Source organism: Nocardia neocaledoniensis, assembly GCF_003182135.1.
GTDB classification, from domain to species: Bacteria; Actinomycetota; Actinomycetes; order Mycobacteriales; family Mycobacteriaceae; genus Nocardia; species Nocardia neocaledoniensis.
Map to the genome: position 1 here is coordinate 191242 of NZ_QGTL01000001.1, position 12985 is coordinate 204226.

14 protein-coding genes are annotated in these 12985 nt (G+C 68.9%); 5 read left to right on the forward strand and 9 right to left on the reverse strand.

What is annotated here, in order from left to right; all coding sequences use genetic code 11:
* Nucleotides 1-141 precede the first annotated feature (141 nt).
* Nucleotides 142-771, forward strand: coding sequence for a TetR/AcrR family transcriptional regulator (locus tag DFR69_RS00895; protein ID WP_110035479.1), 630 nt, complete (start codon nucleotides 142-144; stop codon nucleotides 769-771).
* Between the two features lie 55 nt (nucleotides 772-826).
* Here DFR69_RS00895 and DFR69_RS00900 read toward each other — a convergent pair whose 3' ends face one another.
* The 9 genes from DFR69_RS00900 to DFR69_RS00940 all read right to left on the reverse strand — a co-directional run bounded on the left by DFR69_RS00900 (nucleotide 827) and on the right by DFR69_RS00940 (nucleotide 8203).
* Nucleotides 827-1252 (reverse strand): DUF4189 domain-containing protein, encoded by a 426-nt coding sequence (locus DFR69_RS00900; protein WP_110035480.1) that lies wholly within the window; start codon nucleotides 1250-1252, stop codon nucleotides 827-829.
* A gap of 111 nt (nucleotides 1253-1363) precedes the next feature.
* Nucleotides 1364-1738 carry a hypothetical protein gene (locus DFR69_RS00905; RefSeq protein ID WP_110035481.1) on the reverse strand — a complete coding sequence of 125 codons (375 nt, stop codon included), beginning with the start codon at nucleotides 1736-1738 and terminating at the stop codon, nucleotides 1364-1366.
* Nucleotides 1739-1845: 107 nt separating this feature from the next.
* A complete protein-coding gene (locus tag DFR69_RS00910) occupies nucleotides 1846-2229 on the reverse strand; it encodes a metal-sulfur cluster assembly factor (protein ID WP_110036056.1) in 384 nt (127 codons plus the stop codon).
* Nucleotides 2229-2705, reverse strand: a complete 477-nt coding sequence (gene sufU, locus DFR69_RS00915) for a Fe-S cluster assembly sulfur transfer protein SufU (RefSeq protein WP_110035482.1) — start codon at nucleotides 2703-2705, stop codon at nucleotides 2229-2231. The genes DFR69_RS00910 and sufU overlap by 1 nt, the downstream gene beginning before the upstream one ends.
* 3 nt (nucleotides 2706-2708) lie before the next feature.
* A complete protein-coding gene (locus tag DFR69_RS00920) occupies nucleotides 2709-3962 on the reverse strand; it encodes a cysteine desulfurase (protein ID WP_110035483.1) in 1254 nt (417 codons plus the stop codon).
* 1 nt (nucleotide 3963) lies between these two features.
* Nucleotides 3964-4731 carry a Fe-S cluster assembly ATPase SufC gene (sufC, locus tag DFR69_RS00925; protein ID WP_110035484.1) on the reverse strand — a complete coding sequence of 256 codons (768 nt, stop codon included), beginning with the start codon at nucleotides 4729-4731 and terminating at the stop codon, nucleotides 3964-3966.
* Between the two features lie 33 nt (nucleotides 4732-4764).
* Complete coding sequence (gene sufD / locus DFR69_RS00930; RefSeq protein WP_110035485.1) at nucleotides 4765-5976, reverse strand: Fe-S cluster assembly protein SufD; 1212 nt, start codon at nucleotides 5974-5976, stop codon at nucleotides 4765-4767.
* A complete protein-coding gene (sufB, locus tag DFR69_RS00935; protein ID WP_019047751.1) occupies nucleotides 5976-7412 on the reverse strand; it encodes a Fe-S cluster assembly protein SufB in 1437 nt (478 codons plus the stop codon). Before sufB ends, sufD begins: the two co-directional genes overlap by 1 nt.
* Nucleotides 7409-8203: a helix-turn-helix transcriptional regulator gene (locus DFR69_RS00940; protein WP_279629840.1), complete on the reverse strand. Its 795-nt coding sequence runs from the start codon at nucleotides 8201-8203 to the stop codon at nucleotides 7409-7411. Before DFR69_RS00940 ends, sufB begins: the two co-directional genes overlap by 4 nt.
* Nucleotides 8204-8480: 277 nt before the next feature.
* On the opposite strand from DFR69_RS00940, the gene DFR69_RS00945 reads away from it, so the two are divergent.
* The 4 genes from DFR69_RS00945 to DFR69_RS00960 all read left to right on the forward strand — a co-directional run bounded on the left by DFR69_RS00945 (nucleotide 8481) and on the right by DFR69_RS00960 (nucleotide 12919).
* Complete coding sequence (locus DFR69_RS00945; protein ID WP_110035487.1) at nucleotides 8481-9413, forward strand: rhomboid family intramembrane serine protease; 933 nt, start codon at nucleotides 8481-8483, stop codon at nucleotides 9411-9413.
* Nucleotides 9414-9492: 79 nt separating this feature from the next.
* Nucleotides 9493-11211 carry a polyprenol phosphomannose-dependent alpha 1,6 mannosyltransferase MptB gene (gene mptB, locus DFR69_RS00950; RefSeq protein WP_110035488.1) on the forward strand — a complete coding sequence of 573 codons (1719 nt, stop codon included), beginning with the start codon at nucleotides 9493-9495 and terminating at the stop codon, nucleotides 11209-11211.
* Nucleotides 11208-12140, forward strand: coding sequence for an ABC transporter ATP-binding protein (locus DFR69_RS00955; protein ID WP_110035489.1), 933 nt, complete (start codon nucleotides 11208-11210; stop codon nucleotides 12138-12140). Before mptB ends, DFR69_RS00955 begins: the two co-directional genes overlap by 4 nt.
* Nucleotides 12137-12919, forward strand: coding sequence for an ABC transporter permease (locus tag DFR69_RS00960; RefSeq protein ID WP_110035490.1), 783 nt, complete (start codon nucleotides 12137-12139; stop codon nucleotides 12917-12919). The genes DFR69_RS00955 and DFR69_RS00960 overlap by 4 nt, the downstream gene beginning before the upstream one ends.
* The last annotated feature ends 66 nt before the right edge of the window (nucleotides 12920-12985 follow it).

Below are 12985 nucleotides of genomic sequence, written 5' to 3' on the forward strand. Positions count from 1 at the left end.
CACCGCACCGGCAGCGCCGTCGGTGGTTCTGCTTCCGCGACGCGGGCCCCTGTGATGGCCAACACCGCGGCTTCTTCGTGATCATGACTCTAGAATGAGCGACTACTCACCTTCTACTCCTCTTTCGACCGAGGTCTACCAATGCCACCGCACGCCGACAAGCAGCGCAAACGTCCGAAACAGGATCGAGCCAAGGAGACCCGAACGCGCATTCTCGAGGTATCCGCTCAGCTTTTCGGCGCCCGCGGGATCGGCAACACCTCGACCAACCGGATCGCCGCCGAGGCCGGCATGAGCATCGGCACCCTGTACCGGTATTTCACCGACCGCGACGAGATCGTCAAGGAACTCACCGACGGGCTGTTCCTGCAGGTGGAGGACAGGTACAGCCGTCTGCTCACCGTCGCCGCCGATCTGACGCCGCGCGACGCGGTGGCCGACGTGATCCGCATCGCGGTGGAGATTCTGGTCGCCAACGGCCCGCTGGTCCGCGCGCTCGTCGCCGATCTGCAGTTCTACGGCAGCGGTATCCCCGAATTCGAGCCGCGGCTGCGCATGATCATCAAGCTGTACCTGATCCATCTGCTCGGCCCGACCAAGAACGTCGACATCGACATCATGGCGTTCATCGTGCTCAACGCCGGGTTCGCCACGGCGCTGCGTTCGGTGGAGATGGAGGACGAGGGGCTCGACCGCGACGTGGTCATCGAGCACACCGCCGACATGATCGGCGCCTGGATCGCCACGGTCGCCGAGCCCGAACCGGCCTAGAACACACGAAAGGCCCGGATCCTCGGGGATCCGGGCCGTCATCGACCGTGTTCGGTCAGCGCGCGTTCGCGGTGCAGACGACGTCGATGACCTCGGCGCCGCTGAACTGCGACGACCCGACGTTGGCCAGCAGGGCGGTCGGGGTGATCTCCGACAGCTTGCGGTACGCCGAGGCCTTCGCCTCCTCCGAGTTCGGACCCACCGCGGCGGCGAAGCCGTCGGTGCTGTCCACGATCGCGGCGCAGCCGTCGGTCCAGGTCACCATGATCTCGCAGTCGGCGGCGTCGCACAGCGACATCGCCTCGTTGTAGGCGTCGTCGTAGCGCGTCTGGTTGACGCTGACGGTGTACTCCATCGCGGCCGGGCTGAGGGCGATCACGCCGTGCAGGCTCTCCGCCTTCGCCGCACCGGCACCGAACACCGATCCGGCCGCAAGGCCGAACACCGCTACGGCGAGGCCGGCCTTACCCATGAAACTCATCGAACTGTCTCCTCTGGAAAATGCCCCGCAAGCCGGAGCACCAAGATCATCGCCGAACATCGGGGGGCGTCCAACAGAATTGAGCAGAATCACACCCGTCAGAGGTTTACATCACCACGGACCGACGACGTACTCGAGCAACGCCAGTCCGAGCGCACCCAGAATTGCCGCCACCATTCCCGACCCTATGGCCAGAAGATAATTGCGGCGCGTGCCGACCGGATTTCCCCACGTGACCAGAACACCGCCGAGCGCACCGACCACCGCGAGCACCAGCGCCCCGCCGAGCACCAGGTAGAACAGGCTGCCGACGGCCGCGGTGAGGGCGCCGCCGACGCCGCTGGTGTAGCCGACCAGGGGCACCGGAAAGCGATAGACGGCCGCGGTGACCGCGGCGGCGACCGGGGCGAGGACCACCGCGGCGAGCCCACCGGCCAGCGCCAATTTGCCCCGCGCCTGGGCGACATTCCGGTTCGGCTCCGTCATTCCCCCATGATCCCCGTCCCGGCCGAACCGGCGGCGAACCACACGCGGGAAGTCCGGGAAAACGAAAAAGCCCGGACCCCATCGGGATCCGGGCTTTCGCACGGGAACTAAACCGTGAAGCCGAGGGCGCGCAATTGTTCGCGGCCGTCCTCGGTGATCTTGTCCGGGCCCCACGGAGGCATCCAGACCCAATTGATCTTCAGGTCCTCGACCAGGCCGCTGCGCACCAGGGCGTTGCGGGACTGGTCCTCGATGACGTCGGTCAGCGGACAGGCCGCCGAGGTGAGCGTCATGTCGAGGGTGGCGATGTTCTCGTCGTCGACGGACATGCCGTAGACCAGGCCGAGATCGACGACATTGATACCGAGCTCGGGGTCGACGACATCGCGCATGGCCTCCTCGAGATCCTCGAGGTGCTGGATCTGCTCGGGCGTCAGCTCCACCTCGGCGGGCGCGGTTCCGGTGGCTTCGGCGGCCGGTGTCTCACTCATCACGCTTCCCCATTTCCCATGGCAGGCTTGGCATCTTCGGCCGAGGCGATCTGCACGACGGCGTCCTTGAACGCCATCCACCCCAGCAGTGCGCACTTCACGCGCGCCGGGTACTTGGCGACGCCCGCGAGTGCGATGCCGTCGCCGATCATGTCCTCGTCGCCCTCGACGGTGCCGCGACTGGAGATCATCTCGCTGTAGGAGTCGACGACCTTCAGTGCCTGCTGCACCGGCAGCCCGATCACCTGATCGGTGAGGATCGAGGTGGCGGCCTGGCTGATCGAGCAGCCCTGACCGTCGTAGGAGACGTCGGCGACCTCACCCGCGTCGTCGAGGTGCACGCGCAGGGTCACCTCGTCACCGCAGGTCGGGTTCACGTGGTGCACTTCGGCGCCGAACGGCTCCCGCAGCCCGCGGTGATGCGGGTGCTTGTAGTGGTCCAGGATCACTTCCTGGTACATCTGCTCCATGCGCATGTTCTATGCAACTCCGAAGAACGTCTGAGCCTTCCGCACTGCCTGCACCAGCGCGTCGACTTCGTCGAGGGTGTTGTAGACGGCGAACGACGCCCGCGCGGTCGCGGCGACGCCGAACTTGCGATGCAGCGGCCAGGCGCAGTGGTGCCCGACGCGGATGGCGACACCCTGGTCGTCGAGGATCTGGCCCACGTCGTGGGCGTGGATCCCGTCGACCACGAACGCCACCGCGCCACCGCGGTCCACGTTCTCGGTGGGGCCGATGATCCGCACGCCCTCGATGCCGCGCAGCCCCTCGAGCGCGGCGCCGGTGAGCGCGTGCTCGTGCGCGGCGATCGCGTCCATGCCGAGGTCTTCCAGGTATCGGACCGCGGCGGCCAGCCCGACGACCTGCGAGGTCATCGGCGTGCCCGCCTCGAAGCGCTGCGGCGGCGGCGCGTAGGTGGTCTTCTCCATGGTGACGGTCTCGATCATCGACCCGCCGGTGATGAACGGCGGGGTCTCCTCGAGCAGCGCGCGCCGGCCCCACAGTCCGCCGACACCCATCGGGCCGAGCATCTTGTGGCCGGAGAACGCGGCGAAGTCCACGCCGAGCTCACGGAAGTTCACCGCCATGTGCGGCACCGACTGGCAGGCGTCGAGCACGACCAGCGCGCCGACTTCCTTCGCCCTGCGCACCAATTCGGCCACCGGAGCGACCGCGCCGGTCACGTTCGACTGGTGGGTGAACGCGAGAACCTTTGTCGCGGGCGACAGTTCGAGCGAGTCCAGGTCGATGCGGCCGTCATCGGTGATGCCGTACCACTTCAACGTGGCGCCGGTGCGGCGCGCGAGTTCCTGCCACGGCACCAGGTTGGCGTGGTGCTCGAGCTCGGTGATGACGATCTCGTCGCCGGGGCCCACGTGGTGCGGGAACCGGTCGTCACCGAAGGCGTTGGCCACCAGGTTCAGCGACTCGGTCGCGTTCTTGGTGAACACGATCTCCCCGGCGTCGGCGCCGACGAACCGCGCGATGGCGACGCGGGCGTCCTCGTAGGAGTCGGTCGCCTCCTCCGCCAGCTGGTGCGCGCCGCGGTGCACCGCCGAGTTGCGGGTGAGCAGGAAGTCACGCTCGGCGTCCAGCACCTGCAGCGGACGCTGCGCGGTCGCACCGGAATCCAGGTACACCAACGGTTTCCCGTCCCGGACCGTGCGGTTCAGGATCGGAAAGTCGGCCCGGATCCGGGCGACGTCGAGGGCGGGCACCGTAGCGGTCATGTCAGGCTCCAGCGGTCGCGGAGGTGAAGCGCACGTAGCCGTTCGCGTCGAGTTCCTCGGCCAGTTCGGAGCCGCCCTCGGCGACGATCTTGCCGCCGACGAACACGTGCACGAAGTCGGGCTGGATGTAGCGCAGGATGCGGGTGTAGTGGGTGATCAGCAGGACGCCACCGTTCTCGCGCTCCTTGTAGCGGTTGACGCCCTCGGAGACGATGCGCAGCGCGTCGACGTCGAGGCCGGAGTCGGTCTCGTCGAGGATCGCGATCTTCGGCTTGAGCAGACCCAGCTGCAGCACCTCGTGGCGCTTCTTCTCGCCACCGGAGAAGCCCTCGTTCACCGAGCGGTCGGCGAAGGCGGCGTCGATGTCGAGCTCCTTCATCGACTCCTTCACCTCCTTGACCCAGGTGCGCAGCTTCGGCGCCTCGCCACGTACGGCGGTGGCGGCGGTCCGCAGGAAGTTCGACATCGAGACGCCGGGGACCTCGACCGGGTACTGCATGGCCAGGAACAGGCCGGCGCGGGCGCGCTCGTCGACCGACATCTCCAGCACGTCCTCACCGTCGAGGGTGATGGTGCCCTGGGTGACGGTGTACTTCGGATGACCGGCGATCACGTAGGACAGCGTGGACTTGCCCGAGCCGTTGGGGCCCATGATGGCGTGCGTCTCGCCGGACTTCACGGTCAGGTTCACACCGTTGAGGATCTGCTTCGACTCACCCTCGGGGGTGGTGATCTCGGCGTGCAGGTCCTTGATTTCCAAGGTGGTCATCGAATTCGAATTCCTTCGTGGGAGTGAGTGGGGTCAGATGCCGACAGTGGCGAGCTCGGCCTCGATGGCCGTCTCGAGCCGCTCTCGCACCTCGGGGATCGCGATCTTCTGGACGATCTCGTGGAAGAAGCCACGCACGACGAGGCGGCGGGCGACATCCTCCGGGATACCGCGCGAACGCAGGTAGAACAGCTGTTCGTCGTCGAAACGGCCGGTGGCACTCGCGTGTCCGGCACCGGCGATCTCACCGGTCTCGATCTCCAGGTTCGGCACCGAGTCGGCGCGCGCGCCGTCGGTGAGCACCAGGTTGCGGTTCGCCTCGTAGGTGTCGGTGCCCTCGGCGGCCGCGCGGATCAGCACGTCGCCGATCCACACGGTGCGGGCATCGCCCTTGGGGGACTTCGGATCGCCCTGCAACGCGCCCTTGTACAGCACGTTGGACTTGCAGTTGGGCGCCGAGTGATCGACCAGCAGCCGCTGCTCGAAATGCTGACCGGCGTCGGCGAAGTAGAGGCCGAGCAATTCGGCGTCGCCGCCGGGACCCGCGTAGTCGACGCGCGCGGTCAGGCGCACGAGGTCGCCGCCGAGGGTGACCGAGGTGTGCTTGACGGTGGCGTCGCGACCGAGGCGCAGGTGGTGCGCGGTGGTGTGCACAGCGTCCTCGGCCCATTCCTGGACCGCGATGACCGTCAGCTTGGCGCTGTCACCGAGCACGAATTCGACGTTCTCGGCATAGGTTCCGCTGCCGTGCTGGTCGAGCACCACCGTGGCCACGGCGAAGTTCGCCAGGCGCACCTGCAGGTGACCGTAGGCGGTCTTGCCCTCGCCAGGACCGGTGACGGTCACGGTGATCGGCTCGGCCACTTCGGTTTCCGCGCCGACCGAGATCACGGTGGCCTGCTCGAAGCCCGAGTAGGCCTGTGCGGCAACACGATCGGCGGGGGTGCCGCCCTCGCCGAGGCGAGCGTCGGTGCGGTCCACCGTCTCCACGGTGACGCCGTCGACCGGGCTCACCTCGACGACGGCCACGCCGTCGCGCACGGCGGTGCCGTCGTGCAGGCCGCGCAGTCGGCGCAGCGGGGTGAACCGCCACTCCTCGTCGCGGCCCGACGGGATCTCGAACTGGTCGACGTCGAACGAGGTGAACACCTCGCCCTTGTTGACGGCCGGAGCGGCGCCCGGGTTCTGCGTCGGCTTGTCGGGGTTCTCGGCCTCGACGGCGCCCTTCACGCCCAGCGACGACATCAGCCCACGGCCCCTTCCATCTGCAGCTCGATGAGCCGGTTCAGTTCCAACGCGTATTCCATCGGCAGTTCCTTGGCGATGGGCTCGACGAAGCCGCGCACCACCATCGCCATCGCCTCGTCCTCGGTGAGACCGCGGCTCATCAGGTAGAACAGCTGGTCCTCGGACACCTTGGAGACCGTGGCCTCGTGGCCCATGGTGACGTCGTCCTCGCGGATGTCGACGTAGGGGTAGGTGTCGGAGCGGCTGATCGTGTCGACCAACAGCGCGTCACACTTCACGGTCGACTTGGAGCCGTGGGCGCCCTTGTTCACCTGCACCAGACCGCGGTACGACGCGCGACCGCCGCCGCGCGCCACCGACTTCGACACGATGGTCGAGGAGGTGTGCGGGGCCAGGTGCAGCATCTTCGCGCCGGTGTCCTGGTGCTGGCCGACGCCGGCGAACGCGACCGAGAGCACCTCGCCGTGCGCGTGCTCGCCGGTCATCCAGACCGCCGGGTACTTCATGGTGACCTTGGAGCCGATGTTGCCGTCGACCCACTCCATGGTGGCGCCCGCCTCGGCCTTGGCCCGCTTGGTGACCAGGTTGTAGACGTTGTTCGACCAGTTCTGGATGGTCGTGTAGCGGCAGCGGCCGCCCTTCTTCACGATGATCTCGACGACCGCGGAGTGCAGCGAGTCGGACTTGTAGATCGGCGCGGTGCAGCCCTCGACGTAGTGGACGTAGGCGTCCTCGTCGACGATGATCAGCGTCCGCTCGAACTGGCCCATGTTCTCGGTGTTGATCCGGAAGTAGGCCTGCAGCGGGATGTCGACGTGCACGCCCGGCGGCACGTAGATGAACGAGCCACCCGACCACACGGCGGTGTTGAGCGCGGAGAACTTGTTGTCGCCCGCGGGGATCACCGAGCCGAAGTACTCCTGGAAGATCTCCGGGTGCTCCTTGAGCGCGGTGTCGGTGTCGAGGAAGATGACGCCCTGCTTCTCCAGGTCCTCACGGATGGAGTGGTAGACGACCTCGGACTCGTACTGCGCGGCGACACCGGACACGAGACGCTGCTTCTCGGCCTCGGGGATACCCAGCTTGTCGTAGGTGTTCTTGATGTCCTCGGGCAGGTCTTCCCAGCTCTCGGCCTGCTTCTCCGACGAGCGCACGAAGTACTTGATGTTGTCGAAGTCGATGCCATCGAGGTTGGAACCCCAGTTCGGCATGGGCTTGCGATCGAAGATGCGCAGCGCCTTGAGGCGGATGTCGAGCATCCACTCGGGCTCGTTCTTCTTGGCCGAGATGTCGCGAACGACAGCTTCCGACAGGCCGCGTTGCGCGCTGGCACCGGCCACATCCGAATCGGCCCAGCCGTAACCGTAGTTGCCCAGCGAGGCGATGGTCTCGTCCTGGGTCAGCGGTTGCACCTGGTCGGTGGTCGTCGTCATTCGGCACTCCTTCCGGAGTCGTTCGTTCGTCCCGCCGCGGGCTGTGCGGCGGATGGGGTGGCAGCTGTTTTCGGGAGCGCGACCAGCGGTACGTGGGTGGTGCAGGCGCAATCGCCGTTGGCGATGGTCGCAAGTCGCTGAACGTGGGTGCCGAGCAGGTCCCGGAAAGCGTCCAGTTCGGCGTCGCACAACTGCGGGAACTCCTCGGCCACGTGGGCCACCGGGCAGTGGTGCTGGCAGATCTGCACACCGGCGCCGACCTGGCGGGTGGTGGCGGCGAAGCCCGCGTCGGAGAACGCGTCCGCGATCTCGGTGACCTTCGCTTCGATCTCGGGGGCGGTGTGCCCGCCGACGGGTTCGATGCCGTCGACGATCGTGCGGACGCGCTTGCGCGCGAACTCCTCGATGGCCGCGTCGCCGCCGATCTCACCGAGCTGGCGGATCGCCGCCCCGGCCAGATCGTCGTAGGCGTGGCCGAGGGTGCCCCGGCCCGCCGCGGTCAGCTGATACTGCTTGGCCGGGCGGCCCCGGCCCTTCTGCTGCCACGGCGCCGATCGGCTCGCGCGCGCCTGACCGGAGTCGATGAGCGCGTCGAGATGCCTGCGCACGCCCGCGGGCGCGAGGCCGAGCGCGGCGCCGATGGCGGTCGCGGTGATCGGCCCCTCTTCGAGCAGCAACTGGACGATCGCCGCCCTGGTCTGCCCTTCGTGCGCGGTCGTCGCTGGACCGGCGGACGAGCGGGCGCCGGTCGTCTTACGACCGGTCCCGTCCACGTCTGTCCGCAAACCCACGGTTTTCACAACACAAGTGTGGCGGAATTCGTTCCCTAAATCTAATAAGGGTCGCCTGACAAAGGGTGCCCTGACCTGCGACGAAGATCATCCTCGGCGGCCGGGGACCGGCAAAACCCCAGGTGCGGCCCTCGGACGCGGCGCGGCACCACGCCCGGGGGTGACCCATCGCACACCTCGCCGCGGGCGCGAACCACCGGGATATCGCGCCCGCGCACATGGTCAACAGTCCAGCGCGGAGGCCGCCTCGGCCGGTCGGCCGTGGCAGGATGGTCGGGTGTCGAACCCGCCCGCGCCCACGTGCGTCCGTCATCCCGATCGACCGACCGGACTCGCCTGCACGCGCTGCGGACGGCCCGCCTGTCCGGACTGCCTGCGCCCCGCCGCGGTCGGCCAGCACTGCGTGGACTGTGTGCGGCAGGGACAGAGCGAGGTGCGGCCGGTCCGCACCGTCGGCGGTGGGCGAGCGGGCGCCACGTTCCCGGTGGTCACCTACGGACTGATCGCGATCAATGTGCTCGTCTACGTGATCACGGCCGCGCAGGCAGGCAGCGCGATGGACAACTATCGCGGCTCGGCCCTGTTCCGGGAGTTCGTCCTGGTTCCGCTGCTGGTCGCCGACGGCGAGTGGTGGCGGCTGATCGGGTCGGGTTTCCTGCACTACGGCGCGATCCACCTGCTGGTCAACATGTTCGCGCTGTATGTCGTCGGCCGCGATCTCGAGCAGGTGCTCGGCCGGGCGCGCTTCGCCTGCGTCTACCTGGTGTCGCTGCTCGGCGGTTCGGCCGCGGTGATGGCGCTGTCGGACTCGATCACCGCGACCGCGGGCGCCTCGGGCGCGGTGTACGGCCTGTTCGGCGCGGTCACCGTGACCCTGATCCGGTTGCGGCAGAGCCCCACGCCGATGCTGGTGGTGATCGGCGTCAACGTGCTGATCAGCTTCTCGCTGCCCGGCATCTCGCTGTGGGGTCACCTCGGCGGGCTCGCGGCGGGCACGCTCGCCGCGCTGGGCATCCTGTTCGTGCCCGGCTGGCTGTCCGCGCGCACCCAGGAGGCCGCCCGGCGCATCGGCTGGGCGGCACTGGCCGCGGTGGCGGCGGCCTGCCTGGTCGCCACCGGCGTGGCGACGCTGCTGACGCGCGACGAGATCCCCCAGATACCCGTCCGGGTGAGCGCCCCCGTCGACATCCCGGCGCCGCCGCCGCGCTGACCACCGTTCGCGCTGGTCGACGGCGAGGGACCGACCGGAACGCCGCTCCTGGCGGCCGACCACACTAGGCTCGCTCCTCGTGGCGGTACTGGAGGGCGCGGCGCGCAAGATATCGGCGTTCGGTAGACGGGCTCTCGGGTTCGACGTACCGGCGCCCGATCACACCGTCGCGGTGCTGCACCGCGACGAGAGCGAGGTCCCCGGCCTCGACAAGCGTGAGCGCGCGCAACTGGACCGGATCCGGCTCATGGGCGCCACCGGCGCCGTCCTCATGGCGATCGCGGCGCTGGGCATCGGCGCGCAGCCGGTGCACCAGAACCCGGTCTCCGGCATGCGGGTCTTCGGCATCTTCGCACGGGCGCACACCGGCTCGCTGGCGATGTGCATGTTCGGCACCGTCCTGGTGATCGGCGCGTGGCTGCTGCTGGGCCGCTTCGCGATCGGCGGGCTGGCCGGGTCACCGATCCACCGGCTGACCCGCTCGCAGCTGGACCGGACGCTGTTGCTGTGGATCATCCCGCTCAGCGTGGCGCCGCCGATGTTCAGCAACGACGTCTATTCCTATCTGGCGCAGAGCGAGATCGCCGCACGCGGCATCGACCCGTACGACGAGGGTCCCGTCGCCGGCCTCGGCATCGACAACGTCCTGACCAACAACGTGCCCACCATCTGGCGCGACACCCCGGCGCCCTACGGCCCACTGTTCCTCTGGATCGGGCGCGGCATCGCGGAACTGACCGGGGACAACATCATCGCCGGGGTGTGGGTCCATCGGCTGCTGGCCCTGGCCGGGGTGGCGCTGATCGTGTGGGCGCTGCCGCGACTGTCGGTGCGCTGTGGCGTGGCGCCGGTCAGCGCGCTGTGGCTGGGCGCAGCCAATCCCCTGGTGCTGTTCCACCTGGTCGGCGGCGTGCACAACGACGCGCTGATGCTGGGCCTGATGCTGGCGGGCGTGGAACTCATGCTGCGGGCGATCTACGGCGACGGCGGCAAGCCCGACCGGTTGACCGGGCCGATCACGGCGCCGTTCGATGCCAGGGCCTATGGGCTGCTGATCGGTGGCGCGGTGGTGATCACGCTGTCGTCGTCGGTGAAGTTCACCTCGATCATCGCGCTCGGCTTCGTCGGCATGGCACTGGCCAGACGCTGGGGCGGCGACCTGAAGGCGGTGGCGAAAGCGGCCCTACTCCTGGGCGTGATCGCCGCGGTGACAACGCTTTTCGTGAGCTGGGCCAGCGGTCTCGGCTTCGGCTGGGTCTTCACCCTCAACACGGCGAGCGCGGTGCGCAGCTGGATGTCGCTGCCGACGGTCATCGGCATCATCACCGGTTTCGGCGGCGTGCTGCTGGGACTCGGCGATCACACCACCGCGCTGCTGTCGATCACCCGGCCCATCGCGGCCCTGGTCGCGGCCTTCGTGACAATTCGCATGCTGGTTGCGACCGGCACCGGCCGACTGCACCCGGTGGGCGCGCTCGGCGTGGCCCTCGGCGCCATCGTGCTGCTGTTCCCGGTGGTCCAGCCCTGGTACCTGCTGTGGGCGATCGTGCCGCTGGCGGCCTGGGCGACGCAGCCGGTGTTCCGCGTCCCGGCGGTCGCGTTCTCCGCGGTCGTCTCGATGCTGGTGATGCCGCGCGGCGCGGAGTTCCAGGTCTTCCAGATCATCGGCGCCGCACTGGCCGCCGCGGTCTGCTTCGGGCTGTTCTACGCCCTCACCCGGCACACCCTGCCCTGGCGCGCGCAGCCGGGGGTGTCGGCTGAGTCACAGCAGGGCACGGCTTACCGTGTGACATCGTGAAGACACGCCCCGGCCCCGCTGTCAGCATCGACGGTGTGGTCAAGCGCTACGGCGCGACCACCGCGGTGGACGGCCTGCGGTTCGAGGTCGAGCAGGCCCAGGTGTTCGCGCTGCTCGGTCCCAACGGCGCCGGCAAGACCACCACCGTCGAGATGTGCGAGGGCTTCGTGCGTCCCGACGCGGGCACGGTCCGCGTCCTCGGGCTCGACCCGATCGCCGACTCCGAACAGCTGCGTCCCCGGATCGGGGTGATGCTGCAGGGCGGCGGCGCCTACCCGGGCGCTCGCGCGGGCGAGATGCTCGACCTGGTCGCCGCCTACTCCGCCGACCCGATCGATCCCGGCTGGCTGCTGTCGACCCTCGGCCTGAGCGAGCACCGCCGCACGCCGTACCGGCGCCTGTCCGGCGGCCAGCAGCAGCGCCTCGCGCTGGCCTGCGCCCTGGTCGGCCGCCCGGAGATCGTGTTCCTCGACGAACCGACCGCGGGCCTCGACGCGCAGGCCAGGCTGATCGTGTGGGAGCTGATCGACGCGCTGCGCCGCGACGGGGTGAGCGTGGTGCTCACGACACACATGATGGACGAGGCCGAACAGCTCGCCGATCAGCTGGTGATCATCGATCACGGGCAGATCGTCGCCGAGGGCACCCCCGCCGAGGTCACCGCGCACGGCGCCGCGGGCCAGCTGCGCTTCTGCGCCCCACCCAAACTCGATATCGCGCTGCTGAAATCGGCCCTCCCGGAAGGCTTCTCGCCGCGCGAGACCACGCCGGGCACCTATCTGATCGAGGGCGAGATCACCCCGCAGGTGCTGGCCACCGTCACCGCCTGGTGCGCCAGGATGGACGTGCTGGCCACCGACATCCGGATCGACCAGCGCCGCCTCGAGGACGTCTTCCTCGAACTGACCGGACGGGATCTGCGCGGATGACCGAGACCACCAGCCGGTTCCTGCCCGGCACCTTCACGCCCGACCCGCGCCCCGCGAGCCGCGCCGCGATGCTGGCCGCGCAGACGGCGCTCGAGCTGAAGCTGTTGCTGCGCAACGGCGAGCAGCTGCTGCTCACCATGTTCATCCCGATCACCCTGCTGGTCGGGCTCACCCTGCTGCCGTTCGGCGAGTTCGGCGAGCACCGGGTGGACAAGGTCGTGCCGATGGTCATGATGACCGCGGTCATGTCGACGGCGTTCACCGGCCAGGCCATCGCCGTCGGCTTCGATCGGCGCTACGGCGCGCTCAAACGGCTCGGCGCCACCCCGCTGCCACGCTGGGGCGTGATCGCGGGCAAGTGCGCGGCGGTGCTCATCGTCGTCGTGCTGCAGGCGCTGCTGCTCGGCCTGATCGGTGTCGCGCTGGGCTGGCGGCCCGGACTCGGCGGTCTCGCGCTGGGCGCGCTGGTGATCGCGCTCGGCACCGCGACCTTCGCCGCGATGGGCCTGCTGCTCGGCGGCACGCTCAAGGCCGAGGTCGTGCTGGCGCTGGCCAACATCTTCTGGTTCGTCATGCTCGGGATCGCCAGCCTGGTGCTGGTCAGCGACTCGCTGCCGACCGCGCTCACCGTGCTCGTCCGGCTGGTGCCCTCCGGCGCGCTGGCCTTCGCGCTGGAAGCGGCGCTGTCGGGTGCGGTCGACTGGCTCGGCGTCGCGGTGCTCGCCGTGTGGGGCGTGGTGTGCGGCGCGCTGGCGACCCGGCTGTTCCGGTTCAGCTGACGTGATCAACGACGCACCGTAGTAGCCCGGGTATCGGTCGCGATCGGGCGGCCAGTACCATCGTGA

Excerpts from the sequence above, each read along its gene's own strand:
- DFR69_RS00910 (WP_110036056.1), bottom strand. The coding sequence starts at position 2,229 with ATGAGTGAGACACCGGCCGCCGAAGCCACCGGAACCGCGCCCGCCGAG.
- sufB (WP_019047751.1), bottom strand. The coding sequence starts at position 7,412 with ATGACGACGACCACCGACCAGGTGCAACCGCTGACCCAGGACGAGACC.
- sufC (WP_110035484.1), bottom strand. The coding sequence starts at position 4,731 with ATGACCACCTTGGAAATCAAGGACCTGCACGCCGAGATCACCACCCCC.
- DFR69_RS00920 (WP_110035483.1), bottom strand. The coding sequence starts at position 3,962 with ATGACCGCTACGGTGCCCGCCCTCGACGTCGCCCGGATCCGGGCCGAC.
- DFR69_RS00905 (WP_110035481.1), bottom strand. The coding sequence starts at position 1,738 with ATGACGGAGCCGAACCGGAATGTCGCCCAGGCGCGGGGCAAATTGGCG.
- sufU (WP_110035482.1), bottom strand. The coding sequence starts at position 2,705 with ATGCGCATGGAGCAGATGTACCAGGAAGTGATCCTGGACCACTACAAG.
- DFR69_RS00960 (WP_110035490.1), top strand. The coding sequence starts at position 12,137 with ATGACCGAGACCACCAGCCGGTTCCTGCCCGGCACCTTCACGCCCGAC.
- DFR69_RS00900 (WP_110035480.1), bottom strand. The coding sequence starts at position 1,252 with ATGAGTTTCATGGGTAAGGCCGGCCTCGCCGTAGCGGTGTTCGGCCTT.
- sufD (WP_110035485.1), bottom strand. The coding sequence starts at position 5,976 with ATGTCGTCGCTGGGCGTGAAGGGCGCCGTCGAGGCCGAGAACCCCGAC.
- DFR69_RS00895 (WP_110035479.1), top strand. The coding sequence starts at position 142 with ATGCCACCGCACGCCGACAAGCAGCGCAAACGTCCGAAACAGGATCGA.